The sequence below is a fragment of the Rhizobium leguminosarum bv. viciae USDA 2370 genome, assembly GCF_002008365.1.
GTDB classification, from domain to species: Bacteria; Pseudomonadota; Alphaproteobacteria; order Rhizobiales; family Rhizobiaceae; genus Rhizobium; species Rhizobium leguminosarum.
The window spans coordinates 220,264-247,044 of the sequence record NZ_MRDL01000025.1 but is presented as its reverse complement, the minus strand read 5'-3'; the positions used below and the strand labels follow the sequence as shown (position 1 = coordinate 247,044).

The 26,781-nt window shown below is 62.3% G+C and carries 28 protein-coding genes; 19 read left to right on the top strand and 9 right to left on the bottom strand.

Translation table 11 applies throughout. From position 1 onward, the window contains the following. The first annotated feature begins 76 nt into the window (after window positions 1-76). On the top strand, window positions 77-1,132 hold the full coding sequence (locus BS629_RS12155; protein ID WP_018243503.1) for an alpha/beta fold hydrolase: 1,056 nt from the start codon (window positions 77-79) through the stop codon (window positions 1,130-1,132). Between the two features lie 58 nt (window positions 1,133-1,190). On the opposite strand, the gene BS629_RS12150 is transcribed toward BS629_RS12155, so the two are convergent. After that, window positions 1,191-1,907, bottom strand: coding sequence for an SDR family oxidoreductase (locus tag BS629_RS12150; RefSeq protein ID WP_018243504.1), 717 nt, complete (start codon window positions 1,905-1,907; stop codon window positions 1,191-1,193). A 116-nt stretch (window positions 1,908-2,023) separates the two neighbouring features. Between BS629_RS12150 and BS629_RS12145 the strand changes: the two genes are divergently transcribed. From BS629_RS12145 to BS629_RS12135, 3 genes are all read left to right on the top strand, one after another. Next, window positions 2,024-2,881, top strand: a complete 858-nt coding sequence (locus tag BS629_RS12145; RefSeq protein ID WP_018243505.1) for a helix-turn-helix transcriptional regulator — start codon at window positions 2,024-2,026, stop codon at window positions 2,879-2,881. 136 nt (window positions 2,882-3,017) lie between these two features. Further along, window positions 3,018-4,754 carry a gamma-glutamyltransferase gene (gene ggt / locus BS629_RS12140; protein WP_018243506.1) on the top strand — a complete coding sequence of 579 codons (1,737 nt, stop codon included), beginning with the start codon at window positions 3,018-3,020 and terminating at the stop codon, window positions 4,752-4,754. 156 nt (window positions 4,755-4,910) lie between these two features. Then, window positions 4,911-5,885 carry a threonine ammonia-lyase gene (locus BS629_RS12135; RefSeq protein ID WP_018243507.1) on the top strand — a complete coding sequence of 325 codons (975 nt, stop codon included), beginning with the start codon at window positions 4,911-4,913 and terminating at the stop codon, window positions 5,883-5,885. Between the two features lie 96 nt (window positions 5,886-5,981). Here the strand turns inward: BS629_RS12135 and BS629_RS12130 are convergent, their stop codons facing one another. Further along, window positions 5,982-6,779, bottom strand: a complete 798-nt coding sequence (locus BS629_RS12130; protein ID WP_018243508.1) for an SDR family NAD(P)-dependent oxidoreductase — start codon at window positions 6,777-6,779, stop codon at window positions 5,982-5,984. A gap of 116 nt (window positions 6,780-6,895) precedes the next feature. On the opposite strand from BS629_RS12130, the gene BS629_RS12125 reads away from it, so the two are divergent. Beyond that, on the top strand, window positions 6,896-7,840 hold the full coding sequence (locus BS629_RS12125) for a GlxA family transcriptional regulator (RefSeq protein WP_018243509.1): 945 nt from the start codon (window positions 6,896-6,898) through the stop codon (window positions 7,838-7,840). A gap of 39 nt (window positions 7,841-7,879) precedes the next feature. On the opposite strand, the gene BS629_RS12120 is transcribed toward BS629_RS12125, so the two are convergent. After that, window positions 7,880-8,686, bottom strand: coding sequence for a phytanoyl-CoA dioxygenase family protein (locus tag BS629_RS12120; protein WP_018243510.1), 807 nt, complete (start codon window positions 8,684-8,686; stop codon window positions 7,880-7,882). 229 nt (window positions 8,687-8,915) lie between these two features. Next, window positions 8,916-9,812: a LysR substrate-binding domain-containing protein gene (locus BS629_RS12115; RefSeq protein WP_018243511.1), complete on the bottom strand. Its 897-nt coding sequence runs from the start codon at window positions 9,810-9,812 to the stop codon at window positions 8,916-8,918. Between the two features lie 117 nt (window positions 9,813-9,929). Here BS629_RS12115 and BS629_RS12110 point away from each other — a divergent pair, with 117 nt between their 5' ends. The 3 genes from BS629_RS12110 to BS629_RS12100 are packed head-to-tail and all read left to right on the top strand — an operon-like array spanning window position 9,930 to window position 11,304. Next, window positions 9,930-10,349, top strand: coding sequence for a tautomerase family protein (locus BS629_RS12110; protein WP_018243512.1), 420 nt, complete (start codon window positions 9,930-9,932; stop codon window positions 10,347-10,349). Beyond that, the gene (locus BS629_RS12105) at window positions 10,346-10,750 is read left to right on the top strand and encodes a cupin domain-containing protein (RefSeq protein ID WP_018243513.1); all 405 of its coding nucleotides are present in this window, start codon (window positions 10,346-10,348) and stop codon (window positions 10,748-10,750) included. Before BS629_RS12110 ends, BS629_RS12105 begins: the two co-directional genes overlap by 4 nt. After that, on the top strand, window positions 10,747-11,304 hold the full coding sequence (locus BS629_RS12100; protein WP_018243514.1) for a DUF4865 family protein: 558 nt from the start codon (window positions 10,747-10,749) through the stop codon (window positions 11,302-11,304). The genes BS629_RS12105 and BS629_RS12100 overlap by 4 nt, the downstream gene beginning before the upstream one ends. Window positions 11,305-11,306: 2 nt before the next feature. Here BS629_RS12100 and BS629_RS12095 read toward each other — a convergent pair whose 3' ends face one another. From BS629_RS12095 to BS629_RS12085, 3 genes are all read right to left on the bottom strand, one after another. Further along, window positions 11,307-11,942 (bottom strand): LysE family translocator, encoded by a 636-nt coding sequence (locus BS629_RS12095; protein WP_018243515.1) that lies wholly within the window; start codon window positions 11,940-11,942, stop codon window positions 11,307-11,309. A gap of 139 nt (window positions 11,943-12,081) precedes the next feature. After that, the gene (gene pyk, locus BS629_RS12090) at window positions 12,082-13,521 is read right to left on the bottom strand and encodes a pyruvate kinase (protein ID WP_018243516.1); all 1,440 of its coding nucleotides are present in this window, start codon (window positions 13,519-13,521) and stop codon (window positions 12,082-12,084) included. Next, a complete protein-coding gene (locus BS629_RS12085; RefSeq protein ID WP_017967841.1) occupies window positions 13,521-14,006 on the bottom strand; it encodes a DUF1036 domain-containing protein in 486 nt (161 codons plus the stop codon). The genes pyk and BS629_RS12085 overlap by 1 nt, the downstream gene beginning before the upstream one ends. Before the next feature lie 201 nt (window positions 14,007-14,207). On the opposite strand from BS629_RS12085, the gene BS629_RS12080 reads away from it, so the two are divergent. The 3 genes from BS629_RS12080 (at window position 14,208) to BS629_RS12070 (ending at window position 15,672) form a co-directional block, all read left to right on the top strand. Further along, window positions 14,208-14,996, top strand: a complete 789-nt coding sequence (locus tag BS629_RS12080; protein WP_026188522.1) for an N-formylglutamate amidohydrolase — start codon at window positions 14,208-14,210, stop codon at window positions 14,994-14,996. A gap of 15 nt (window positions 14,997-15,011) precedes the next feature. Further along, on the top strand, window positions 15,012-15,317 hold the full coding sequence (locus tag BS629_RS12075; protein ID WP_003582233.1) for a DUF1244 domain-containing protein: 306 nt from the start codon (window positions 15,012-15,014) through the stop codon (window positions 15,315-15,317). Between the two features lie 91 nt (window positions 15,318-15,408). Continuing rightward, window positions 15,409-15,672: a DUF2312 domain-containing protein gene (locus BS629_RS12070; RefSeq protein ID WP_008533181.1), complete on the top strand. Its 264-nt coding sequence runs from the start codon at window positions 15,409-15,411 to the stop codon at window positions 15,670-15,672. A 154-nt stretch (window positions 15,673-15,826) separates the two neighbouring features. Here BS629_RS12070 and BS629_RS12065 read toward each other — a convergent pair whose 3' ends face one another. Continuing rightward, window positions 15,827-17,674, bottom strand: a complete 1,848-nt coding sequence (locus BS629_RS12065; protein ID WP_018243518.1) for a peptidoglycan L,D-endopeptidase MepK — start codon at window positions 17,672-17,674, stop codon at window positions 15,827-15,829. Window positions 17,675-17,852: 178 nt separating this feature from the next. Continuing rightward, window positions 17,853-19,397 carry a sigma-54-dependent transcriptional regulator gene (locus BS629_RS12060; protein WP_018243519.1) on the bottom strand — a complete coding sequence of 515 codons (1,545 nt, stop codon included), beginning with the start codon at window positions 19,395-19,397 and terminating at the stop codon, window positions 17,853-17,855. A gap of 310 nt (window positions 19,398-19,707) precedes the next feature. Between BS629_RS12060 and BS629_RS12050 the strand changes: the two genes are divergently transcribed. From BS629_RS12050 to BS629_RS12015, 8 genes are all read left to right on the top strand, one after another. Beyond that, entirely contained in the window at window positions 19,708-21,564 is a 1,857-nt protein-coding gene (locus tag BS629_RS12050) for a M3 family oligoendopeptidase (protein ID WP_018243520.1), read from the top strand. Window positions 21,565-21,656: 92 nt separating this feature from the next. Next, entirely contained in the window at window positions 21,657-22,817 is a 1,161-nt protein-coding gene (locus tag BS629_RS12045; RefSeq protein ID WP_018243521.1) for an aminodeoxychorismate synthase component I, read from the top strand. Beyond that, window positions 22,814-23,443 (top strand): aminotransferase class IV family protein, encoded by a 630-nt coding sequence (locus BS629_RS12040; RefSeq protein WP_020572932.1) that lies wholly within the window; start codon window positions 22,814-22,816, stop codon window positions 23,441-23,443. Before BS629_RS12045 ends, BS629_RS12040 begins: the two co-directional genes overlap by 4 nt. Window positions 23,444-23,445: 2 nt before the next feature. Then, window positions 23,446-23,730, top strand: coding sequence for a YciI family protein (locus tag BS629_RS12035; protein ID WP_018243523.1), 285 nt, complete (start codon window positions 23,446-23,448; stop codon window positions 23,728-23,730). Between the two features lie 17 nt (window positions 23,731-23,747). Continuing rightward, window positions 23,748-24,113 carry a nuclear transport factor 2 family protein gene (locus BS629_RS12030; RefSeq protein WP_026188523.1) on the top strand — a complete coding sequence of 122 codons (366 nt, stop codon included), beginning with the start codon at window positions 23,748-23,750 and terminating at the stop codon, window positions 24,111-24,113. A 195-nt stretch (window positions 24,114-24,308) separates the two neighbouring features. Then, complete coding sequence (locus tag BS629_RS12025) at window positions 24,309-25,760, top strand: homospermidine synthase (RefSeq protein ID WP_018243525.1); 1,452 nt, start codon at window positions 24,309-24,311, stop codon at window positions 25,758-25,760. Window positions 25,761-25,931: 171 nt separating this feature from the next. After that, the gene (gene omp10 / locus BS629_RS12020; protein ID WP_018243526.1) at window positions 25,932-26,300 is read left to right on the top strand and encodes an outer membrane lipoprotein Omp10; all 369 of its coding nucleotides are present in this window, start codon (window positions 25,932-25,934) and stop codon (window positions 26,298-26,300) included. A gap of 27 nt (window positions 26,301-26,327) precedes the next feature. Next, window positions 26,328-26,648, top strand: coding sequence for a hypothetical protein (locus BS629_RS12015; protein ID WP_018243527.1), 321 nt, complete (start codon window positions 26,328-26,330; stop codon window positions 26,646-26,648). Window positions 26,649-26,781 lie beyond the last annotated feature (133 nt).

Below are 26,781 nucleotides of genomic sequence, written 5' to 3'. Positions count from 1 at the left end.
GCTTTAGAATCCAGAGGGAACGATGTAGCGGTCTGTCCGCATGCAGGTCATCCCGCAATTATCGCTCGTTGAGATCATGCTTGCAGAAGTTTCCGCTCTTCTCGCCCCGCTCGCCGCCGCCATCGGTTACTCCACTTATAAGGCGCGGCAATTCGAACAGGCTTATCCGAATATCGGCGAACTGACGGATGTCGGCGGCTACCGCATGAATGCCGTCCACATCGAGCGTCCCGAAAATGCGGATCTGCCGGCACTGGTCTTCATTCACGGCGCCAGCGGCAATCTGCTCGATCAGGTCGTCGCCTTCCGCGCCGCACTCGAAGGCCGGGCAGAAATGCTGTTCGTCGATCGTCCCGGCCATGGTTATTCCGAGCGCGGCGGCCCCGAGAATGCCGTCCCCTCCGGCCAGGCCGATGCGATCGCCAGCCTGATGGAAAAGCGCGGCATCGAAAAGGCGATCATTGTCGGCCATTCCTTCGGCGGCGCGATCACCGCCGCCTTCGGCCTGCGCCATCCTGACAAGACATCAGGCCTGCTCTTCCTCGCGCCCGCCACCCATCCCTGGCCGGGCGGCATCGACTGGTACTATCACGTGGCGACCGTGCCGATCGTCGGCTGGCTCTTCAACCATGCGATCGTCGTGCCGCTCGGGCTGAGCCGGCTGGAGCGCGGCACGCGGAACGTTTTCCGCCCTAATCCGCGCCCGGCCGACTACATCGAAAAAACCGGTCCGTCGCTCGTATTGCGCCCCGGCGCCTTCCAAAACAACGCCGCCGATTTCAAAAGGCTGCTCGCCTATGTGAAGGAGCAGTCGCTGCTCTATTCGCAGATCACCGCGCCGACCGTCATCATAACCGGCGACAGCGACGAGATCGTCTGGGAACACTTGCACTCGCGCGGCCTTGCCCGCGATATATCAGGCTCCGAACTCATCACCGTCAGCGGCGTCGGCCACAAGCCGGATTATCTCGCGACCGATGTCGCCATCGCCGCCATGGAAAAAATCGCCGGAAAGCCGCTCGACCTGCAGGCGGTTGCCCGCAGGGCCGAGGAGAGACTTGCCGCCGCATCACGCAATCGGACGGTCGTAACCGTGCCGTCGTTGGGGCCAGGCGCCCTGCACGGCGCATGACCTCTCCGGCTTGGATTTCCGGCCCGCGAGATCGTCGGCGGTCCGCCTGAATGCTGCTTCAAGCGCTGAGACGCACACCGCCGTCGCAGGTGATGACATGGCCGCTCATGAAGCCATTTCCGATCAGGAAGGCGATCGCCTCTGCAATATCCTCCGGCCTGCCGACACGACCGACCGGCGTGCGGCCGGCGAAATCCGCAAAAACGCTGCCGCGCTGCTCCGGCGGCAGGAAACTCCACCACGGCGTATCGACGACCCCAGGTGAAACGCCGTTGACACGCAGCGGCTTCAACTCGGCGGCAAGCACCGGCACCATCGCCTCGATGCCGGCATTGACGGCCGCAAGTCCAGCCGTGCCAGGCATCGCTGCCTGCGCGCTGACTGCCGAAACGAAGGTGATGCTGCCGCCCGGCTGCAGCAGAGGCAGTGCTGCCTGGGCTGTCGCGGCATGCGGAATGAGCTTGGTCTGAAACCCGGCAAGCAGATCCGCCATGGCGAGCGTCGCGAAGGGTCCGGCGCCGTGACCGCTGCCCATCGCCAGCACGAGATGACCGAATGCGCCGATCCCGGCAAAAGCCTCCCCAAGGCCGGAAAGCTCCGCCGCATCGAGCACGAGGCTGCGCCGCTCGCCCTCGAGCGATGCCGTCGCCGCGGCAAGCTTTTCGCCGTCGCGGCCCGCAATGGTGACTGTGTAACCCTGTTTCAAAAGTAATTTCGCCGTGGCAAGGCCGATGCCGGAAGAACCGCCGATGACGACCACATGCTGCAAAGACATGACGCTGCTCCTTGAATTGATCGAGCCGCAGACGCTTCAACCACCTGCGACACCGGCATCATGCGCGGCCCGGAAACGGCAACCAGTTCCGGTTTTATCCTGGTATCAATACTGATATGATTCCCGCCATGGACCAGAGATCCGACACATTCGAAGCCCGCCGCCGTGAATTCGCAGCCTTCCTGCGCTCCCGTCGCGAACGGCTGACGCCCTCCGAGGTCGGTTTGCCGGAGGGGTTTCGCCGGCGCACGCCGGGTCTCCGGCGTGAGGAGCTCGCCATGCTCGCCGGCGTCGGCACCACCTGGTACACCTGGCTGGAACAGGGCCGCGAAATCAGGCCCTCCATGCAGGTGCTCAACGCCCTTGCCGATGCGCTGCGCCTCGACGAGGCCGAGCGCCGACATCTCTTCACCCTCAACAATCGCCAAGCGCCGCAGGCAGTCTCATCCGCACTCGAATGCGTCGACGAGCCGCTGCAGCGCATGCTCGCTAACCTGACCCACCAACCGGCTTATGTACTTGGCCGCCGGTGGGACGTGCTCGCGTGGAACCGTGCCGCCGAGGTGCTGTTCGGCGGTTACGACACGCTCGACCGCGACGAGCGCAATACCATGCATCGCCTCTTTGCCGACCCCGCGCATCGCAAGCTGCTCGTCGACTGGGAGGCGGTTGCCCGCGTCTCGCTGGCGATGTTTCGCGCCGACTGCGCGCGTTATGCCGGCGATCCGGATTTCGAACGGCTGATCGCGCTGCTGAAACAGGCAAGCGCTGAATTTCGTGATTGGTGGCAGCGCCACGAGGTCGTCAATCCGCTGTCCGGCATAAAGCGCATCAACCATCCCCTCAAGGGCCGCATGTCCTTCGAGCATACCGGCCTGACACTGACGAGCCGGCCGGAGATGAAGCTCATCGTCTATACGCCGCTCGATCACGATGACACCAACCGGAAACTCGCCGAACTCCTCACGCTTTAAGTTTTGTTTTCGCATATCGTCGTCGCAAAGCCGCTGCACACTTTTGCGCGACATGCTTTAAAGCCAACCCCTTGCATTGCCTCAGGCTGTCGCAGCCCCATATGTTTTTTCATCATTGTCCATAGGAGGGGAAATCATGGGCCGCCTGCATATCGGGACGATCTCCGTCATATCAGCATTGTCGCTGAGCCTTACCTCGGCTTTCGCCGCCTCGCCTGCGCCCGTAGAAGCCGAGCACGGCATGGTCGTCACCGCTCAGCATCTGGCGACCGATGTCGGTGTCGAGGTGCTGAAAAGCGGCGGCAATGCCGTCGATGCGGCAGTTGCCGTCGGCTATGCATTGGCAGTCGTCTATCCCGCGGCCGGCAATCTCGGCGGCGGCGGCTTCATGACCATCCGCCTGAAGGACGGCACGAAGACTTTCCTCGATTTTCGCGAACGCGCACCGCTTGCCGCAACGAAGACCATGTATCTCGATGCCAAGGGCGATATCGTGCCACGCGCCAGCCTCGACGGTTATCTCTCGGTCGGCGTGCCGGGCTCCGTCATGGGCTTCGAGACCGCGCGCGAGAAATACGGCACCAAATCGCGCCAGGATCTGATCGCGCCGGCACTTCGCTTCGCCAAAGAGGGTTTCACCCTGGAACAGGGCGACGCCGCAAGTTTCGCCGGCAACGCCAAGCGCCTCGCCAAGGATGAGGCGGCGGCAAAGATATTTCTGAAACCGGACGGCAAACCCTATGCATCCGGCGAAAAACTCCAGCAGCCGGACCTTGCTTCGGTCCTGGCAGGCATCTCCGAAAAAGGCTCCGACGCCTTCTACAAGGCCGCGCCCGCTGAGGCGATCGTCAAGGCGAGCCAGGCCAAAGGCGGCATCCTTGCCAAGGAGGATTTCGAGCAATATGCCGTGCGCGAATTGAAGCCGATCGAGTGCAATTACCGCGGCTACGACATCATCTCCTCGCCGCCACCTTCCTCCGGCGGCGTCATCATCTGCGAGATCCTCAACGTTCTGGAAGGCTATCCGCTCTCCTATCTTGGCTATAACTCGGCCGAAACCGTGCACCTCATGGTCGAGGCGATGCGCTATGCCTATGTCGACCGCAATGCAGCACTCGGCGATCCCGATTTTGTCGAGAACCCGGTCGCCAAGCTTCTCGACAAGAAATATGCCTTGGAGACTGCCGCCAAGATCGACCCCTACAGGTCTGGCACCTCGGCGAACCTCAAACCGCTCGGCGGCAAGGAAAGCACCGAGACGACGCATTATTCGATCATCGACGACGAGGGCAATGCGGTCGCCGTCACCTATACGCTGAACGGCTCCTTCGGCGCCGGCGTCGTGGCACCCGGCACCGGCGTCCTGCTCAACAACGAGATGGACGATTTCACCTCCAAGCCCGGCGTGCCAAACCTCTACGGACTGGTGCAGGGCGAAGCCAATGCCATCGCGCCGAAGAAGACGCCGCTCTCCTCGATGAGCCCGACCATCGTCACCCGGGACGGCAAGCCCTTCATGGTGATCGGCAGCCCCGGCGGCTCGCGCATCATCACCATCACGTTGGAAGCGATCCTCAATGTCGTCGATTTCGGCATGGATATCAGCCAGGCGGTCAACGCCCCGCGTCTCCACCACCAATGGCAGCCCGACAAGGTCTTTCTCGAACCCTATGCGCTTTCGCCCGATACCGAAAAGACGCTCGCCGCCATGGGCTACAGCTTCGATGGCGGCAATGACGCGCCGCAATGGGGCCAGGCCGCCGGCATCCTCGTCGGCGGCAAAAGCCTTGCCGCCATCGCAAAAGGCGGCGGCGCCCGCTACAACGGCGCCATGGATAGCCGCGCAGCGGAAGGGTCGGCAAGCGGTTACTGACGCTTCGGGGATCGCCTGATCGAACAGTCGGCGGAAGCGCAACGCGGCTCGAAAAGCAGCGGTGGCACCATTCATGTCACCGTGACAAAGTCGCCGTTCACAATTGGCTTGCCGCGCCCTATGCATGGGCGAACCCGCAAGCAGAAAGATTCCCGAATGGCCAGCATTGAAATGATTGTCGCAGCTCGCGCCCGTCTGCGCGGTCATGCAAGGCGCACGCCGCTTCTCTCCTCCCCTTTCCTCGATGAGATCGCCGGCCGGCGTCTGTTCGTGAAAGCGGAATGTCTGCAGCATTCCGGCTCATTCAAGTTTCGCGGCGGCTGGTCGGCCGTCTCCGGCCTTGATGCTGCGGTACGCTCGAAGGGCGTCATCGCCTTCTCCTCCGGCAACCACGCCCAGGGAGTTGCGCTTGCTGCCAAGCTGCACAATATCCCCTCCGTCATCATCATGCCGAGCGATGCGCCGAAGCTAAAGATCGCCAACACCCGTGCCTTCGGTGCTGAGGTGGTGCTCTACGACCGCGTCAACGAGGATCGCGACGAGATCGGCGCGAGGCTTTCTGCCGAGCGCGGCCTGACACTGATCAAGCCCTTCGACGAACCGCTTGTCATCGCCGGCCAGGGCACGACCGGCCTCGAAATTTCCGAGCAGGCTGGGGAGGAAGGGGTGACATCAGCCGAAGTCCTCGTTCCCTGCGGCGGCGGCGGATTGACCTCCGGCATCGCGCTCGCCCTTGAAGCCAGTTCCCCCGGCTTTCGTGTCCGCCCCTGCGAGCCCAAGGATTTCGACGACACCACCCGCTCGCTCGCCTCCGGCAAGATCGAACGCAACGCGACGGTTTCGGGCTCGATCTGCGATGCGATCGTTACGCCGCAGCCGGGCAACATCACCTTCCCGATCCTCAAGCGCCTCGCGGGCCCTGGCATCGTTGTCACCGACGAGGAGGCGCTGCGCGCCATGGCGCTCGCCTTCACGCGGTTGAAGATCGTCGTCGAGCCTGGCGGCGCCGTGGCGCTCGCCGCCGCCCTTTTCCATGGCGAGGCGCTGGAAAGCGACACGATCGTCGCCGTCACCTCGGGTGGCAATGTCGATGCCGATATCTTCGCCATGGCGCTCGAACGGTTCGGCTAGAGCGTGCAGGTGCAAGGTTGCAATCGGCCGCAAATGCCGTGAACGCTCTTGGGCCATCCGCAGCATATGCCGCGGATGGTTTTCGTTAGCAAACCATCATGCCAGCTTGTAACGCTTGGCCGGCATGCTGCGAGACAGGTTGGGCATCAATGCCTGGCGCGCCTGCTCGTAGGCCGAAAGCAAGCCTGCATCCTCAAGCGCCGGAATCGTTGCGAACTCACCCTGCTTAAGGCCGGCGAGCGATGCATCGACCATGGCTTCGGCCGACATTACGATCTCGCTCGGCAGATGCTCTATCGGCGTGCCGGCAATCCCCCAGAATTCCGTCGCCGTGGCACCCGGTAGCACGGCCTGTATACGGATGTTCCTCTCCGCCAGCTCATGCTTCAGCGACTGGCTGAAGGCGAGCACGAAGGCTTTCGTGGCGCCATAGACGCCGTTCAGGCGCTCTGGCACGATCGCGACGATGGAAGCAATGTTGATGATCGTGCCACCACCGCGGGCAACGAAACCGGGAACGGCGGCATAGGTCAGCCGCATCAGCGCCGTGACGTTGAGTTCCATCATCTTCTGCATCTTGTCGACATCGGCGGCGAGCAGCGGCGCCGTTCCGCCGACGCCGGCATTGTTGACCAGAAGCGTGATGCTCCGGTCTTGCTTCAGCACGCCCTCGACACGGGCGAGGTCGGCCGTGTTGCCGAGGTCAGCCACAACGGTCTCGACCGTCCTGCCCGTCTCCTCAGTCAGCCCGCTTGCCAAGGCCTTCAGCCGCTCGCCGTTACGGGCAACGATGATCAGGTCGTAACCCTGCTTTGCCAGCCTGTGCGCATAGACTGCGCCGATGCCCGAGGATGCGCCGGTTACAAGCGCAGTACCCTTGTATTCCTGTGTCATGATCCATCTCCTTCAATTGCGCCGGCGTCTGCCCTGCGCCTGAGGAGAGTCATACTCCGGATTGTCAGCGTCCTGAATGTCATATACACCACCTTTTAGGACATAGGAGCTTCGCCATGCAGACCATCGCTTTCCTGCTCTATCCCGGCTTCCAGATCATGGGCCTGGCGGCCGTGTCGGCCTTCGAATTCACCAATCTGCATTTCCGCGAGAAGGTCTACGACATCCGCTACCTCTCGGAAGCCGGGGGTTCGCTGCGCACCTCGCTCGGCATGACGATCGAGACCGAGCCCTTCGGCGATCCCGGATTCGATACGCTGATTGTCACCGGCGCACCCGGCATTGCGTTGCCAAGTCCCGGCGAAAGCGGCTTCATTCGCGCGGCTCTTGGCGCCTCTCGCCGCATCGCTTCGATTTGCACCGGCACCTTCTTCCTCGCCGAAGCAGGCATTCTCGACGGCCGGCGCGCGACGACGCATTGGTATCTCGCCCGCGAAATGAAGGCGCGTTACCCAAAGATCAAGGTGGAAGAGGATCGCATCTTCATCATCGACGGTTCGGTCTGGACATCGGCTGGCATGACGGCCGGGATCGATCTGGCACTCGCCGTGGTCGAGAAAGACCACGGCATTGAAGTCGCCCGCGCCGTGGCCCGAATGCTTGTCGTCTATCACCGCCGTTCCGGCGGCCAGTCGCAATTTTCCGCGCTGCTGGAGCTGGAACCGAAATCAGACCGCATCCAGAAGGCGCTCGACTTTGCCCGCGGCAATCTGAAATCGCAGCTTTCGGTCGAAGAACTGGCGGAAGCCGCCCATCTCAGCCCCCGCCAATTCAGCCGAGCTTTCCGCGCCGAAACCGGGCAGTCACCGGCCAAGGCCGTGGAAAATCTCAGGCTCGAAGCCGCCCGGCTGATGATGGAGCAGAGTCGCCATCCGATTGACGTCGTCGCCGACGAGACCGGCTTTGCCGACCGTGAGCGTATGCGCCGCGCTTTCCTGCGCGCCTTTGGCCAGCCGCCGCAGGCAATACGCCGCAACGCCCAGCAGGAACTGCAGATGTGAGCACCCAGCCTGCGACGGGCTGGGTGCTTTCTGTCCTCGCTACTGTTGCTGAAGCGCCCGGCGGATCGCGATCTCGATCGGCGAATAGGCGCCGTCCTCCCGTTCGAGCCGGAGAGGTTCAGAAGGCGCAAGGCCGGGCTGCGCCATGAAGCGCGGCTGCCTGCCGCGATGCATCTGCGCTGCATGGATGAGGAACGGATGGCACAGATAGACCGTGCCAGCCGGGCCCGTCGCTAACGCCAGCGGCCGGTCCTCCCCCACATGCTCCAGCCAGAGGTACGCCATTCCCGCCTCGCCCGCTGGTGCCAGGAGGCGTGCGATATCCTTGTGCGAACCGACGCGGATGCGGGTCGGCGCGTCCTCCTCTCCGACATCCGAGAACAGGAAAAGCATCAGCAACGCCCGCCCGCGCGAGGTGATGTTCACCCGCCAGGCAGAAAAATCCCGCTGCTCGTTCGGATCGGAACCCTCGCCGGGAAAGCTGAGGTCGACATGCCAGCCGGCATCACCGGGATCATCGGGATGGGGGAAGCGCACCGGAAAACTGCCAAGTCCATTGCGCGGCTCCCAGCGACCGGTGCCGACGAGCTGGTCGAAGGCCGAATGCAATACCGGCGTGTTGACGGCTTTCTCGAAAGGTCCGCCGCCATAGCCGGCAAGTCGCACGACGGGCTGCGCCCACGTCCTTGGATCATCCGCGGCGAAGGGAATGTCACGCCACATGATGGCACGGGCTTCCTCGGCCAATGCGGGGGGAAAAGCGTCGTCGATCCTGACGAAACCGTCCTCGATGAATCGCTCGATCTGCGCAGCACTCAGTGCCGGCGGGTAAATATCTGATGTCATGAAATATCTCTCTATCGCCAAACCTGCCGGCTCTTTCCTTGGCCAGACGCAGGGTGGTTACATCCACGGCAACGCACCAGCCACGAAGGCTGGTCAGCGGCCGCATCTTCTGATGCCCGAAGGCAGAGCCTTAGAGGCTCAAGAAGAAGACCGAAGCGATATTGAGGGTGAACGTCTTCATAGCGGTTCGAGGCTACAGGCTTGCGCCCGAGGGGTCAATGCGGAGATGTCAGGCCAACACCTCGCGCAGCGCGGCATGCACCGACTGAAGCACGAGCTCGGCGAGCCGGGCCGCAGCCGGCTGCGGTTCGGCTTCCGCCCGATGCAGGACCAGGCCGAGTGTCGGCAAATCAGGCAGACCGATCGTCTCCGGCGCCAATGGGCGGACCTTCGCCGGCAGGCCGATCGGCGTGCGGATGGTGAGACCGAGGCCTGCCGCAGTCGCGGCCCAGAGACCGCCGAGACTGGGACTGACGAAGGCGAGCCGCCAGGAGATGCCGGCCTCATCAAGCGCCTTGGTCGCTGCACTGCGCAACAGGCACGGTGCCTCCAGCGAGGCAAGCGGCATCGGCTCGCCGCTTGCGGCTTGCCAGCCGGGCTGGCCCTCGGCAGGCCCGATCCAGCGCATCGGCACTTCGCCGATCCGCTCGCAATGCGCCGTCAGCGTGCCATCGCTCCAGGCGAGCGCCAGATCGAGCTTGCCTGATGTGACGCGCTCGAGCAGTTCGGCATTGCGCACCACCCGCGCTTCGATCCGGACCTTCGGATGGGCGCGCGCAAAGCGGCCGAGCACATCAGGCAGCAGGGTCTCACCGAAATCCTCCTGCAGGCCGAGCCGCACCCAGCCTTCCAGCTCGACGCTGTGCACGGCCGCAGCCGCCTCGTCGTTGAGCTCCAGCAGCCGCCTGGCATAACCGAGCATCGTCTCGCCGGCATCGGTCAGCGCCAGCCCGCGACCCACCTTGCGGAAGATCGGCGTGCCCGCCTGTTCCTCCAGCCTCTTCAGCTGCGCACTCACTGCCGAGGTCGAACGCCCGAGCCGCTCGGCCGCCTTGGCGAAATTGCCGAGTTCCATGCCGGTCGAAAAGGTTCGAAGCACATCGAGATCGAAGATCGTCCGTCGCATTGCATAATCCCATTTTTCAGGATCATCAGTCCATAAAATTCTTATTTTCGGCATCATCGTGCCGTGCGATGGTTCAGCTGTCAAGGTCGACGGACGACCTGAACCATGGAGATCCCGATGCCCTTCGTTCGCATTTCCCTTCGCAGAGGCAAGTCGCCGGACTACCTCATGGCGCTGGCCGACAACATCCAGCGCGCCTTGGTCGAGACCTTCGACGTGCCCGAAAACGACCGCTTCCAGACCATCTACCAGCATGACGAGAACGAGCTGATCTTCGATCGCAGCTATCTCGCCGGCCCGCGCTCGGACGACTTCGTCTATATCTCGATCACGATCGGCAGGCCTCGCACCGGCGAGATGAAGGCGGCGCTCTATCGGCGGCTCGCCGATCTCCTGGCGCAATCGCCGGGCCTCCGGCCTGAGGATGTGATGATCGTCATCAGCACCAGCGCGCCGGAAGACTGGTCCTTCGGCGACGGCATTGCCCAGATGACCGACCCAGACTGGCGGCTTCGTGTGGCTGGAGGCCGGCAATGAGCGCTTCGAACCCGAAGACCATGACCATCAGGCGCCCCGGCAAGGCAATCCGCTCGCCGGAGGGCGTCGCGACTGCGCCCTTCTGGGTCGAGATGCTGCTCGAAGGCAGCGCCGATGGCGAGAACACCGCAATGCGCGCCGCGCTCGATCCCGGCACCATCACCCGCTGGCACACGCATCCCAGAGGCCAGTTGCTCTATGTGCTTTCGGGCCATGGGTTGGCGCAGAATGACGGCGGCCCGATCGAAGCATTGCGCGCCGGCGATGCCGTCTGGTTTGCGCCCGGTGAGCGTCACTGGCATGGCGCAGCCGATGACAGCCCCTTCAGCTATATCAGCGTCCAGCCGACGGAAAACGGCAGCATCGTCGAATGGCTGCAACCGGTGGAGGGACAGTCATGATCACCATGCAGTACAGCTTCACTCTGCCCGCCGATTACGACATGTCGATCATCGACCGCCGCATCCGCGACAAGGGTCCGTTGCTCGACGGCTTTCCCAATCTCGGTTTCAAAGCCTATCTCAGCGCCCGCAAGGGAGAGTTCGGCAGCCACGACAATCTCTATGCGCCCTTCTATCTCTGGCAGAGGCCGGAAGGAGCAAGCGACTTCCTCTGCGGCCCAGGTTTCGAGGCTCTCACCAGCGCCTTCGGGTGGCCACAGGTGAGGACCTGGATCGTCTGGCAGGCAGAAATCTCAGCTGATATCGCCTCAGCCAAGTTCGCCACGCGCGATGTCCTGCAGACAGAGCCATATGCGCCGCTCGCCGATATCCGCCGCGCCGAAAGCGCGCAGGCTGGTGCCGACATCGCGACAGGCGACGCGCTCGCCTCCGTCACCGGCTTCGAACCGACGACCTGGACGCGGGTGCGCTTCAGACTGTGGCGAGAAATTCCCGAGATCGGCGAGCACACACAGGCCTATCGCGTCGGCCACCTATCCCTGGCTCGACCCTGAACTCAGACGGTTGCCCGGCGATACAATGCCAGCGAGCCGGCAAGCGCCAGTAGCGCGCCACCGCAGGCCCGCTCCAGCCACATGGCGCCTGAGGTCTTGAGGAACCGTACCGCCTGCGAACCGAAGAAGGCGTAGCCGAACATGATGAGGAAATCGAGCACGGCAAAGACCAGCGCAAGCAGCGCATATTGCGTTGCCTGCGGCAGGCTCGGGTCGATGAACTGCGGCAGGAAGGCCGAGAAGAACAGGTAGCCCTTCGGATTGGTCGCCGCGACCATGAAACTCTTCAGCCCGATCGAGAAGGGCGAAGTCGCGCCCGCAGGCGCTCCGGACTTCAACGCCGCATCGATCGTGCCCTTCGAACGCAGCAGCATGATGCCGAGAAAGGCGAGATAGGCGGCACCTGCCCATTTCAGCATCGAGAACCAGAATTCCGACGCAGCGAGCAGCGCACCGAGCCCGATCGCGACGGCGCCGATCAGCACGAAATCGGACAGCACCGCGCCGATCATGCCGGCAACTGCGCGGCGCAGGCCATGCCGAGAACCATTGGTCAGCGCAAGCAGCACCGTTGGCCCCGGCGTCGCGATGCCGACAAAGGAAACGGCTGCAAAAGCCAGAAGCGTGACGATATCCATGATGCTCCTCCGAACCCAGAGCATGTCCTGCTCCAGGGACCGAAACTTGCATGCGCCGCCAAGCTTGGCAATGCCGGGTCCGTCAACGAAAAACCCGCCGCCTCTTCAGGCAGCGGGCTTTCGAAGGCATGCGATTCGCTCAGACGCCGCTCTGGCCGTCGGAGCCGATATAGGCAATGCGGATCATATTGGTGGCACCGGGCGTGCCGAGCGGCACGCCGGCCGAGATGATGATGCGATCGCCCGGCTTGCCGAAGCCTTCGTCCGCGACGATGCGGCAGGCGCGATTGACCATGTCGTCGAGATCGGTCGCGTCATGGGTGACGACGCAATGCAGGCCCCAGACGACGGCAAGGCGGCGTGCCGTCTTGATGATCGGCGACAGCGCCAGGATCGGCACCTGCGGACGCTCACGCGAGGCGCGAAGGCCCGTCGTACCCGACGAGGTGTAACAGACGATCGCCGACAGCTTCAGCGTCTCGGCGATCTGACGGGCAGCAAGCGAGATTGCATCGGCACCGGTCGCTTCCGGCTGGGCACGCTGGGCATAGATGATGCCGGGATAATGCGGCTCGCGCTCGATGGCAGTGGCAATCGACGCCATCGTCGCGACAGCTTCGACGGGATAGTCGCCCGAGGCCGACTCGGCCGAGAGCATGACGGCATCCGCACCTTCGAAGACGGCGGTCGCGACGTCGGAAACTTCGGCACGTGTCGGCACTGGCGCTGAGATCATCGATTCCAGCATCTGCGTGGCGACGACCACCGGCTTGCCCGAACGGCGGCAGGCACGGATCAGCTGCTTCTGGATGCCGGGAACCGATTCCAGCGGCATTTCGACGCCGAGATCGCCGCGGGCGACCATCAATGCGTCGGAAAGCTCGATGATTTCCTCGATGCGCTCGAGAGCCTGCGGCTTTTCGATCTTCGACATCAGGCCGACACGGCCACGGGCGATCTTGCGCACTTCGGCAAGGTCGTCGGGACGCTGGACGAAGGAAAGCGCCACCCAGTCGACATCGTCGGTGGCGAGCACCGCATCGAGGTCGGCGCGGTCCTTATCCGTCAATGCGCCGACGCCGAGCAGCGTATCGGGAAGGCTGACGCCCTTGCGGTCGGAGATGCGCGTGCCTGAAATAACAGTGGTGACGATGCTCTTGCCGTCGCATTTTTCTGCGCGCAGGGCGAGCTTGCCGTCATCGATCAGCAGACGGTGGCCGGGCTGGACCGACTCGAGGATCTCGGGGTGCGGCAGATAGACGCGGTTCTGGTCGCCGAGCGCTTCGTTGTTGTCGAGCGTGAAGGTCTGGCCGGGCTTCAGGTCGACCTTGCTGTCGACGAACTTGCCGACACGCAGTTTTGGTCCCTGCAGGTCGGCGAGAATGCCGATCGGCCGGCCGGAGCGCGCCTCGACCGAGCGAATGCGCTGGATAAGCGTACGCATCAGGTCGTGGCTCGCATGGCTCATATTGATGCGGAAGACATCGGCACCGGCCTGGTGCAGCTTCTCGATCATCGATTCCTCGGAGGAGGCTGGCCCGAGGGTGGCGAGGATTTTAACTTTGCGATTACGCTTCATCAATTCTGGCTTTCTTGCGTCCCTGGGGTGTCGGAGAGCTGAACCATCCAGCTACCCTGGCGGCCCGTATCATATTCCTTGAATCCCATCTTCTGGTAACCGCGGGCATAACAGTCCTGCACACCCGTGATTTTGAATTCGTTTTCCGCCACGCACATCTGCACGTCACCCGTCCATCGTCCTCCCCGGGCGGCGTCCTCTGCGTAGAGGTAGTAATAGCGCGACTGCAATTCTCCCTCGATCAGCGTGGCGCAGGTCGTTGCCGGCACCTGCCACCAGCCCTCAGTCACCCAGCCATCCTTGGCCCGGTATCCGATCGCGACGCCGACGAGATTCTGTGTTCCGTTGCAGACGCGAAAATCGGCGCGTGCGGCGTCTGCGATGAAAAACGGCATGGCGGCTGCAAGAGCGAACAGAGCGAGACGGACCAGCGGTCCGGACCGCGTGAGGAAACTTGGCGCGGCTTGGATCAACACGGCTCCCAAATAGCTCCACGGTTATTCGTATCCGTGTCTTCTTGCGCCGCCGTCAAGCGAAAGTCAACGCAATGCTAATCGATTATATTTCCTTTCATAACCACCCGTCGAGGGTCGGGCGCAACCTCTCCCCACCTGCCGCGCTTGAACCTGCCGCAGGCGCATGCGATCACTGCGCCCGGCGGCGCAATGACGAACGGCAATTCCCTGATGGACGACTTCCAATCTTTCGAAATCCTATCCGGTAAACATGACAAAGGCATGGTGATCCTCGCAGATCACGCGATGAACCGCCTTCCCGCGCGATATGGCCGGCTCGGACTGCCCGACGCGGCCTTCGCCCGCCACATTGCCTATGACATCGGTATCGAGGGCCTGACGCGGCAGCTTTCGGCAAAACTCGGCGTTCCCGCCGTGCTCGGCGGTTTTTCGCGCCTGCTGATCGACCCGAACCGCGGCGAAGACGATCCGACGCTGATCATGAAAATTTCAGACGGCGCCGTCATATCAGGCAATCATCCGATCACGCCGCAGGAATGGGACTACCGCATCGAAACCTTCCATCGCCCCTATCACGACGCCGTGGCCGCCACGATCGACAGAGTGGCGAATGCCACCGGCAGGGCGCCGCTGGTGCTGTCGCTGCACTCCTTCACGCCGGCCTGGAAAGGTATTGCCCGTCCCTGGCACGCCGCCGTGCTCTGGGATAGCGACCATCGCGCCGTCGGCCCGCTGCTCGACATGCTGCGCGCCGATCCCGATCTCGCCGTCGGCGACAACGACCCCTATGACGGCGCGCTGAAGGGCGATACCATGTACCGTCACTGCATGATCACCGGCATTCCGCATGCGCTGCTCGAGGTGCGCCAGGATCTGATCGCAGACGAGACCGGCATATCGGCATGGGCCGAACGCTTGGTGCCGATCTTTGCGGCGATGAATGCCGATCCCGCCTTGCACGGATATGACGTTCACCTGTCGCGCACCGGCCCCTATTGAACGAAAGGAAGCAAGATGACCGCGCTCAGCAAGGAACAACAGACCGAATTCGAAGCTGCCGCCTTCCGCCGCCTCGTCGCACATCTTCGCGAACGCAGCGACGTTCAGAACATCGATCTGATGAATCTGGCCGGCTTCTGCCGCAACTGCCTGTCGAACTGGTATCGCGAAGCCGCCGAGGCCGAAGGTGTCCCGGTGACCAGGGACGAATCGCGCGAGATGGTCTATGGCATGCCCTATGAGGACTGGAAGAATCTTCACCAGAACGAAGCCTCGCCTGTGCAAAAGGCTGCTTTTGAACTGAACAATCCACACAAATAGCTTGGCTGGCCGCGAACAGGCTTGACCACGACGCCGCTTCGCGGCAGTCACTGGCATCCAAAATTGATCACCGAAAAATCAGGAGAACACGATGTCTGATGCTCATGGCGTCGCCCGCGATCAGCTTCGCGCTTTCATCGAGCGCATTGAACGGCTGGAAGAAGAAAAGAAGACCATCGCCGACGACATCAAGGACGTCTATGGCGAAGCCAAGGGAATGGGCTTCGATACCAAGATCCTGAAGAAGGTCGTGGCGCTGCGCAAGAAGGACGAGCAGGAGCGTATGGAAGAGGAAGCAATCCTCGACACCTATCTGCACGCGCTCGGCATGATCGAGGCGCCGCCGGAAGGCTGATCCGCCGACATCGCCGATATCGACAAGCCGCCGGGCTCTTCGGCGGCTTTTCTTTTGCGCGCAAGGCAGAACGGCCATCTCGCTCCACCGAAACAGCAAAAAGAAAAACCGCCGGATCGCTCCGGCGGTTTTCGATATTCCGTAATCGGCAGGCTCAGTTCGTGTTGAACTTGCGCACTTCCATGAAGTTTACAGCCGTGCCGCTGAAGCGGGCCGGATCGACCGAAGCGGTCTTGATGTTGAAGCCCTCCGCATAGACGGCGGTCGGCTGAGCCCGCATCGTCTGGCTGACGAACCGCGGCGCCTTGACCTGCTTGGAGGCCATTTCCAGGCGGGCATTGGTAAGCGCCCACTGCGAAATCATCTTTTCCGTCAGCTTCGGCTCGGTGCGTACCGTCGTGCGGCTGGCATCCGCTGCCGCGGCTTCCTTCTGCGTCGGGCGACCACCCTTGGCGGGAAGTCCTTGCGCCACGGCGCTTTCGGCCGCCGGTTCGTCGAAGCTGTCGCCAAAGCTTGCCGATTTGGTCATCGGTGCCAATGCTGCGAGCTCGAGCGGCGGCTTTGCGGCAGGCGTCTTTTGCGTCATCGCAGCGTTGATCGCCTGCTCCACCGTGACCGGCGGCGCCTTCGATGCGATCTGGCTTTCCCCTTCGTTCCGCTGCTGGTCGAGCGCATCGGCCACGGCAGGAGACAGTGCGTCCTGATCGGCTTCGTCGGCCTCTGCTTCCGGATCGGCATCGGCCGCGGCAAGAAGGTTCTCGGCAACGGAAGGGCGTTCGATCGGCGTCGGTACCGGCAGTCCATTCGCGCCCGTCAGCACGGGATCGGTCGACGCGACCTCGGCGTCGCCAGGCGCGCGGCGCGGGCCGAGAAGCGAGGGAACCGGAATGCTGTAGGCGCTAAGATCGGCGAACTGCTGCGGCTGAGCCTGATCGGCCGGAAGGGCCGCCGCAAGAGCCTGCTGGGCAGCATTACCCGAAGGCGGCGCGACGAGCGCACTCGCCACTTCGCTGCCTGCCGGCTGGTTGCTGAATGCCGGGCGAACCTGCGGCACCGGCGCATTCAGATCGGCGACCTCGGTCGGCTGCGGCTCGGCCGGGGCGGGCTCGGCCTTCGGCGGCGTCGCCTTGGCAACTGCAACAGGCGTGGAATCGTCCGACTCGTCTTCCTGCTCGTCCGCTCCGCCGCCAAAGAGCGCTTCAAACAGCGTCTTGTGCTTCGGCGATTCCGATTCGGAAGCGCTGGCGATCTGGATCTGCGTGCCGCTGGCGCGGCGCTTATAATCGGCCATCGCCTGCTGGTAGCCCGGCAACGGCTTGCCGTCAGCCGGAATATGAATGGTGTTGCCGTTCGGGAAAAGCCGAACCAGCTCGTCGCGGCTCATGCGTGGCCAGGCGCGAACGCCGCCGACATCCATATGCACGAAGGGCGAGCCCGACTTCGGATAGAAGCCAACGCCCCCGACCTGCATCTTCATACCGATGCCGCGCAACGTCGCCAGCTTGACGTCGGGAATGAAGAAGTCCATCGCCTTGCCAAGCATATGCTGGCTCTTTTCGGCGACACCGGAATTGCGCGAGCGGCCGCGTAGCATCTCGTTGGTTCCCGGCGAACGGAAACCGCAGACGACATTGATGTAGTCCCTCGAACCGCTCTGGCGATAGACTTCCCAGATCAGGTCGAACAGGCGCGGATCCATCTTCGTCGGCTGGTTCTTGCGCCAGTCGCGCAGGAAGCGGTTCAGCTGCTCCAGACCCTTGGGGTCGAACTTGCCATTACGCTTGTAGGTGATGACGGCTTTTTCGCCGGTATGAATGAAATAGAGCTTGAGACTGCGGGTGTCGCCCGCTGCCTGCGAAGGCGTACCAACGAATACCGGTGAGGAAACCGCGAGCGCAAGAAGGGCGGCCGCTACCGTCCTTATTGCCTTTCCGCAAATGTCGGCGCACAACAAACGCCAGCTCAAGCGCGAAGGCTTGGAATTCCCATTCAGATTCGGCAACTCGATCCCCGTCAGACAGACAATGTCCCGTACTGTCTCAGATGACTGTCAAATGCGGTCACACGATGGCAAAAATGCCACACATGATCAACCTTTTCTTTACATAGTGAATGCACCACTAACAAGTGGTTTATGACTAGTAACAAAACGTGGTTGCCTTAATCTTAACGAAAAGCGCTTAAGCCGCATCTTTCTGGGGATTGTCAGGGTCTATGCCGTAATCCTTGAGCTTGCGATAAAGTGTGGATCGGCCGATGCCAAGCTTGCGCGCTACTTGACTCATCTGTCCGCGATAGAATTTGAGTGCGAATCGGATAAGTTCCTCCTCGACATCGGCAAGCCTACGCACGTCTCCGGCAGGATTGACGCTGGCGATCGCGTTTTCCGATACTTCGGACAGGCGGTGGTGCACCTCTCCCGACATCGAAGCCCTGAAGTCCTCGCCATAGCCATTGTCGGGATCGAGGCCGGTATTGTCGGCAACGAGCGCCAGATGATCCACCACGTCATATTCCGGAAGCTGGGCAGCGATCTGCGGGAAATCAGCCTCGGTCAGCTCCGGCCCTTCGGCCAGAACGACCGCGCGGAAGATCGCGTTTTCGAGCTGTCGGATATTGCCCGGCCAGTCATAGGCGGTCAGCAAAGCCAGCGTGCCGGCATTCACCGTCATGCGGCGGCCACTCTTCTGCTCGCTGGAGAAGCGGTCGGCAAAGACGCGCACGAGATGCGGAATGTCTTCCTTGCGTTTGCGCAGCGCCGGAATGGTGATCGGGAAGACGTTGAGGCGATAATAGAGATCCTCGCGGAAATGGCCGTTCTTGACCTCCTCGATCAGATCCTTGTTGGTCGCCGAGATCAGTCGGACATTGACCTTGTGTGCGGTGCGGGCACCGACGGTCTCGATCTCGCCCTGCTGCACGGCACGCAAGAGCTTCACCTGCACCTCGAGCGGCAAGTCGCCGATCTCGTCGAGGAAGATGGTGCCGCCGTCGGCTTCCATAAATTTGCCGATGTGGCGCTCGGTCGCGCCGGTAAACGCGCCCTTCTCGTGACCGAAGAGAATGCTCTCGACCAGATTATGTGGGATCGCCCCGCAATTGACGGTGACGAAGGGCTTGTTCGAGCGGTCGCCGCCGGACTGGATGGCCCGCGCCACCAGCTCCTTGCCGACGCCGGATTCGCCTTCCAGCACGACGGGGATGTTGGACTGAGCCGCCCGCTGAGCAAGATCGATAACCCTGAGCATCGCCGGGCTTGCCGAGACAATATCGTCGAAGCCGACGGAGCCTGAGCGCGACCGGCGTCCGGCCCGCGCCTTCACCTCGCGCTGGTCGAGCTTCATCGCGTTCGATATCGACGTGGCGATGCGTTCGGGCGAGACCGGCTTGACGACGAAATCGAAGGCGCCGGCGCGCATCGCCTGCACCACAGTCTCGATGCCGCCCTGCCCCGTCTGTACGATGACGGGGATCTGCGTGCCGAATTCGTGAAGCGCGTCGAGAAATTCGAGGCCGGTCATCTCCGGCATCATCAGGTCGAGCACGATGACATTGAAAAGGCCGGAGTCGCGTTTGACCATTTCCAGGCCGATGCGGCCGTTTTCCGCCTGGTGCACGACATGGCCGTGACGCTCGATTGCGTTCTTGAGCAGGCGGCGCTGCACGGGGTCGTCTTCGACCACGAGGATTTGCCCTGCTCCCTTGAGCTCATTGTAACCGGTCATTGTCGCCTCACTTCATGCGAAACCATAAAGCGCACTCTGACAGGAAGGCTTGAACATCCAGTTTTGAGAAACAATTGCATTTTAACAATTGCAACGGGTCGTTTTCGTGCCGAAGCGAGCCTTTTCATGCACCGAAAGCCCCGCAATGCCGGGCCTTGGCACGCTGACAGCGCCGCGCGTCTTTCAGGCGCGCAAAGGTCGCTGTAACACTTTCAATCAACGCATCATGCTTTCCGAAAAGCGATTCCGATTTTCGGGCCGATGCGCTAGACAATCAGACCTGTTATGAAAGTGGAGAGGAATTGCGCCCATGAAAATCACGCTCCCGCATGCCGGCCTTCATTTGTCGGCAGCAGCACCGGCTGGGGCCGCCGACCCGGCGCTCGGCGATCTGCCGGTCTGGAAGCTGCAGGATCTTTATCCCTCCGCGACCTCCACCGCCTTCGTCGCCGACATGGAAAAGGCCGGCAAGGCCGCAATCGCCTTTGAAGAAAAGTGGAAGGGCAAACTTACTGAGGCGGCGACGAAGACCGGCGCTGAGGGCATCGGCGCGGCCCTGAAGGAATATGAGGCGCTGGACGACATCATCGGCCGCCTCGGCTCCTTTGCCGGCCTCACCTATTTCTCCGACACCACCAACCCGATAAACGGCAAGCTTTACGGCGACGTACAGGCCAAGATCACCGAATTTTCCGGCCATCTCCTGTTTTTCGCGCTGGAACTGAACCGCATCGACGACGCGGTCGTCGACGCCTGCATGGCGAATGACCCCGCCGCCGGGCACTATCGTCCTTGGCTGCTCGACCTCAGGAAGGACAAGCCCTACCAGCTCGACGACAGGCTGGAACAGCTCTTCCTCGAGAAGTCGATGACATCGGCCGCCGCCTTCAACCGCCTCTTCGACGAAACCATGGCGGAACTTCGCTACGACATCGATGGCGAGAAAGTGCCGCTCGAAGTGGCGCTGAACAGGCTGCAGGAAAAGGATCCTGAGGCACGACGCAAGGCAGCCATGGCGCTCGCCGAAACCTTCAAGGCGAATATCCGCACCTTCACGCTGATCACCAACACGCTTGCCAAGGACAAGGAGATCGCCGACCGCTGGCGCGGCTTCGAGGACATCGCCGACAGCCGCCACTTGGCAAACCGCGTCGAGCGCGAGGTCGTCGACGCGCTGGCCGCGGCCGTCCGCGAAGCCTATCCCCGCCTCTCGCATCGCTATTACAAGATGAAGGCGAAATGGCTCGGCATGGAACAGATGAATTTCTGGGACCGCAACGCGCCCCTTCCGGAAACCTCCAGCGCCATCATCTCCTGGCCGGAGGCGAAGGACACGGTGCTTTCGGCCTACAGCAATTTCGCCCCGGAGATGGCTGATATCGCCAGGCGCTTCTTCAACGAACAGTGGATCGACGCCCCGGTCCGTCCCGGCAAGGCGCCCGGTGCCTTCGCCCATCCGACGGTTCCCTCGGCCCATCCTTATGTGCTCGTCAATTATATGGGCAAGCCGCGCGACGTGATGACGCTCGCCCACGAACTCGGGCACGGCGTGCATCAGGTTCTCGCCGGCGCGCAAGGGGCGCTGATGTGCCAGACGCCGCTGACGCTTGCCGAAACCGCGTCCGTCTTCGGTGAGATGCTGACCTTCCGCGCGCTTCTGCAAAAGACCACCGACACGCGCGAGCGCAAGGCGATGCTTGCCCAGAAGGTCGAGGACATGATCAACACGGTCGTGCGCCAGATCGCCTTCTACGAATTCGAGCGCAAGCTCCACACCGCCCGCAAATCAGGTGAACTCACAGCTGACGACATCGGTGAACTCTGGCTCTCTGTTCAATCGGAAAGCCTTGGGCCGGCGATCAGCATTTCCGAGGGATATGAGACCTATTGGGCCTATATCCCCCACTTCATCCACTCGCCCTTCTACGTCTACGCCTATGCCTTCGGCGATTGCCTCGTGAATTCGCTCTATGCCGTCTACCAGAAGGCCGAGAAGGGCTTCCAGGAGAAGTATTTCGAACTGCTGAGGGCCGGCGGCACCAAACATCACTCGGAACTGCTGAAGCCTTTCGGCCTCGACGCCACCGATCCGTCGTTCTGGAGCCAGGGCCTGTCGATGATCGAAGGGCTGATCGACGAGTTGGAAGCGTTGGACCGAGCGGCCTGATCAGCCCTGTCCCCACGCCAAACCTCTTCCCGCAAGCGGGGAGAGGCGCCGGCTGGCGGACCAGGGAGATCGCACTCCAAGAAAAGACGCCGATGGCCGAAACCCAACCCTATATTCTGTTCCGCGACGACGCGACCGGACAGGTGATGCTTTTTGCCGAGCCGGCAGAGATCATCCTTGCCAGGACGCGCGCCGAGTTCTTTGCAGGCCTTATCAGGATGGAGCAGGCCAAGACCGCAGGCAAATGGCTTGCCGGCTACATGGCCTATGAGGCCGGATACCTCTTCGAAGAGAAACTCGCTCCCTTCACCGGTGAACATCGCGAAACCCCGCTGCTCTGTTTCGGTGTGTTCGACGCTCCACAGCCGGATACACATCCGCTTGCCCAACCAAAACAGCGCCCCGAAAACGAGGAATTCCTCACCGCTCCGAAAGCCGCCTGGGATTTCCCTGTATATAAGGAGCGCTTCGACCGCCTCCATAAGCACCTGCGGCTCGGCGACGCCTATCAGGCGAACCTCACCATGCCGGTCGGGGCCCGCTGGAACGGTGATCCCCGTGCCGCCTTCTGGTCGCTGATCGAACGCCAGCCGGTCAAATACGGCGCGCTGGTCGATCTCGGCGGTCCGGTCATCCTTTCGCGGTCGCCCGAGCTTTTTTTCCGCACCGATGAAGAGGGCTGGATCGAGACCCATCCGATGAAGGGCACGGCGAAACGCGGCGCGACCGCCGCCGAGGATGCCGAAATCATCGAGGCCATGCGCCGCGATATCAAGACGCAAGCGGAAAACCGCATGATCGTCGATCTCCTGCGCAACGATATCTCCCGCATCACCGAGGTCGGCACGCTTGACGTCCCGAAGCTCTTCGACATCGAGACCTATCCGACCGTCCACCAGATGGTGAGCCATGTGCAGGCAAGGCTCCGCCCCGATCTTTCGATCCATGACATCTTCTCCGCGCTCTTCCCCTGCGGTTCGATCACCGGCGCGCCGAAGATGCGGGCAATGGAAATTCTCCATGCGCTCGAGGATGTCCCACGCGACGCCTATTGCGGCGCGATCGGCATGATCTCGCCCACCGGCGCCATGCGTTTTTCCGTCGCCATCCGCACCATCACGATTTTTGAGGGCGGCAGGGCCGTATTCAATGTCGGCGGCGGCATCGTCTTCGATTCCACCGCCGAGGCCGAATATGAGGAATGCCTGCTCAAGGCCCGCTTCGCCGTCGGCGACCAATGGATTGCGCGATGATCGATTTTTCGCTGATCGAGACGCTGCGCTGGCAGCCAGGCGAGGGCTTCATTCGGCTGCGGCTGCATCTCGCCCGGCTTTCCCGCTCCGCCCGTCGCCTTGGCTTCCCGCAGCCGATCGAGGCGGCGGCCAAGCTCGACGAAGCCGTTGCGGGTGCTGCCGGTCCGCTGCGCATCCGCCTGACCTTCGATGCGCAAGGCCGGATCGAGGTGACGAGCGCCGCCTTCCTCCCGCTGGCGCCCGATACGACCTGGATCGCCCGCCTCGCCGAAACCCGTCTGAATTCCGCCGACAGGCTGCTGCGCGTCAAGACCACGCGCCGCGCCGTCTACGAGGCCGCGCGGGCCGAATATCGGCCTGATGAGGCCGATGAGGTCATCCTTTTGAACGAGCGCGGCGAAATCTGCGAGGGTACCATTACCTCGATCTTCCTGGACGACGGAACCGGCATCCTGCGCACCCCGCCCATCTCCTGCGGCCTGCTCGCCGGTGTGCTGCGCACCGAGCTCATCTGCCGGCGCCAGGCCCGCGTCGGCCGCCTCGCGCTTGCCGATCTCGATGCCGGCACGCTTTATATCGGCAACTCGCTGCGCGGCCTGATCCGCGCAAACCTCGTCAGGAACTGACCATGTTCATTCTCTCGCTCACCTATGTAAAATCCAACGATGAAGCCGACAGGCACATGGAGCCGCACATGGCCTGGGTGAAGGAGGGGTATGCCAAGGGCTGGTTTCTCGCCTCCGGCCGCAAGGTGCCGCGCACCGGCGGTGTCATCCTCGCAATCGGCGATCGCGCCGCGGTCGAGGCCTATGTCGCCACCGATCCCTTCACCATCCACGGCGTCGCCGAATACGAAATCACCGAGCTAGCCGTGACGACGGCGGTCGAAGGACTGGAAATCCTGAAGCGCTGAATTTGCAGGAGCCGATTGTGGATGATCTCGCCGCCCATCTGAAAGAACTCGAGGAAAAACTCTTCGACCCATCGGTTCGCGCCTCGCGGGAGATGCTGACTGCGCTGCTCTCTCGCGATTTCCGGGAAATCGGCAGTTCCGGACGGCTCTATACCTTCGATATGATCGTGCCCGCTCTTTTGGCCGAGCATCGGACGGGAACGTCACGCGGCGAGCATTTCGAAACCCAACGACTTGCCGAGCATATCGCGCTAGTCACCTATCGCGCCATTTACACGGACGTCGACGAAAGCGAAAGGCAAACGCTGCGCAGTTCCATCTGGCGGCTGGAAGAGGATGGGCATTGGCGCATGCTCTTCCACCAGGGCACCGTCATCGGTTAAGCCAAGCCATGCTGGCTGCCGATCCCAGGACGGCTTCGCCGGCCTCTATCGCCGCTCGATATTTGGCCTTTCCCCCTCAATGCTCTTTATTGTGACGTCGTTTTATGGTTAGAGCCGGTCACCTCGCACTCTCTGCGGCAATTTCAAAACAATTCTCTGGCTGAACGCCTTCGTCCCCTTCCACAGGAGAAAAGAATGACGGAACAGAATTATCCGGTATATGCCGAAATTACCGGTCCGATCGTGATGATCGGCTTTGGCTCCATCGGCCGCGGCACATTGCCCCTGATCGAGCGCCATTTCAAATTCGACAAGAGCCGGATGGTCGTCATTGACCCGCGCGAAGAGCCTTCCGACATGGAGATCCTGAAGAAGCACGGCGTTCGCCATATCAAGGAATATGTCACCAAGGACAACTATAAGGAACTGCTGAAGCCGCTGCTGACGGAAGGCGAAGGCCAGGGTTTCTGCGTCAACCTCTCGGTCGACACCTCCTCGCTCGACATCATCAAGCTCTGCCGCAAACTCGACGTTCCCTATATCGACACCGTCGTCGAACCCTGGCTCGGCTTCTATTTCGACAAGGGCATGAGCAATGCCGACCGCACCAACTATGCGCTGCGCGAAACCATGCGCAAGGAAAAGGCGAAGAACCCGGGCGGCGCCACCGCCGTCTCCACCTGCGGCGCCAATCCGGGCATGGTCTCCTGGTTCGTCAAGCAGGCGCTCGTCAACCTTGCCAACGATACCGGCCTCAAATTCGAAGAACCGGACCAGCACGATCGCGAAGGCTGGGCAAAGCTAATGAAGAAGCTCGGCGTCAAGGGCGTCCACATCGCCGAGCGCGATACCCAGCGTACCAAGCATCCGAAGCCGCTCAACGTCTTCTGGAACACCTGGTCGGTCGAAGGCTTCATTTCTGAAGGCCTGCAGCCGGCCGAACTCGGCTGGGGCACGCATGAAGAATGGATGCCGAAGAACGCCAAGAAGCACAAGAAAGGCAACAAGGCGGCGATCTACCTGGAACAGCCGGGCGCCAACACCCGCGTGCGGACCTGGTGCCCGACGCCCGGCCCGCAATACGGCTTCCTCGTCACCCACAATGAGTCGATCTCGATCGCCGACTTTTTCACGGTCCGCGACAAGGACGGCGAAGTGACCTTCCGCCCGACCTGCCACTATGCCTACCATCCGGCTAACGACGCCGTGCTCTCGCTGCATGAGATGTTCGGCAATGGCGGCACGCCGCAGCCGGTCCACCACGTTCTTGATGAGGACGAGCTGGAGGACGGCATCGACGAACTCGGCGTCCTGCTCTACGGCCATGAGAAGAATGCCTACTGGTATGGCTCGCGCCTGTCGCTGGAAGAAACCCGCCGCATCGCGCCCTACCAGAACGCCACGGGCCTGCAGGTCACATCAGCCGTCCTCGCCGGCATGGTCTGGGCGCTGGAAAACCCGAATGCCGGCATCGTCGAAGCCGACGAGATCGATTACAAGCGCTGCCTCGAAGTGCAGATGCCCTATCTCGGCCCGGTCGAGGGCCACTACACCGACTGGACCCCGCTCGACGGCCGTCCGGGCCTCTTCCCCGAGGATATCGACACCAAGGATCCGTGGCAGTTCAGGAACATTCTCGTTCGCTGAGATCGCCTGCACGACTTTGACAATGCCCGCCACAAGGCGGGCATTTTTGTAACGCCGGCTGTCTAAATGCCGCCCGCTGCCCTTCCAAGGCTTGCCTTCATGCCGGGCGCGCGCCATGTTTTGCCCGAAGTTGGCGGGTGTCCGCCGCGCCGATTCGCCGGGAGAAGCCTTATGAAAATCAGAACTGGTCTCGTTCTTGTCGGTGCAGCGGCCGCTCTTGCCGCCTGCGTTTCATCAGAGCCGCGCCGTCTGCCGGTTGCAACCGCGCCCGCCGCTACCGGCGTCGAAGGCAACTGGAGCGATCCGAACGGCATCGTTTCCACCTTCCAGGGCGGTACTTTCACCACCCGCACGACCGACAGCAACCAGCTTCTTGCCTCGGGTACCTATATCAATACCTCACCGACCCTGGTGGAGATCAACATGACTTCGCTGGTGCGCAAGACCCAGTCCAAGGTCAATTGCGCCCTCGTCAACCCGAGCCAGCTCAATTGCACCTCCGATTCCGGCGCACAATTCACGCTTTCCCGCCGCGGCTGAAAAATGAGGTGATAGGCTAAGCACACCATGCGGGCCTTCGCCTCTTATCTCATCCTGCTGCTCGCAATGCCGCTTGCGGCACTTGCGGTCGTCTTGCCGGCCAACGTCTATCGTGCCCAGGGCATCGCCGCTCCCGATTGCGACGGGCCGCTGCAGGTGTTGATCTTCGCCGTGCCTGCCGTCCTGATCTACGGCGCAGGTGCGCTCCTTGCCTATCGGGCCGGCCGGCGCTTTCATCGCCTTGTTTCCCTTCTCTGCTTGGTCATAGCACTCGCTGCAGTTCCGAATATTGCAGAGGCCGTGCACGAACTCTATCGAAACGCCGCCGACGGCGAATGCCGGGGATAAGCAACCCGGCTTTTTTGCCCTGCCCCCTTGGAAAGCGCCCAGCCTGGCCCAGCTTTCTCTTGCGGTTGTGCATCGTCTGATGGAACATCCGCACGCCGGGAAACCGCCCCGGCGCACGATGAAAGGGATCGGC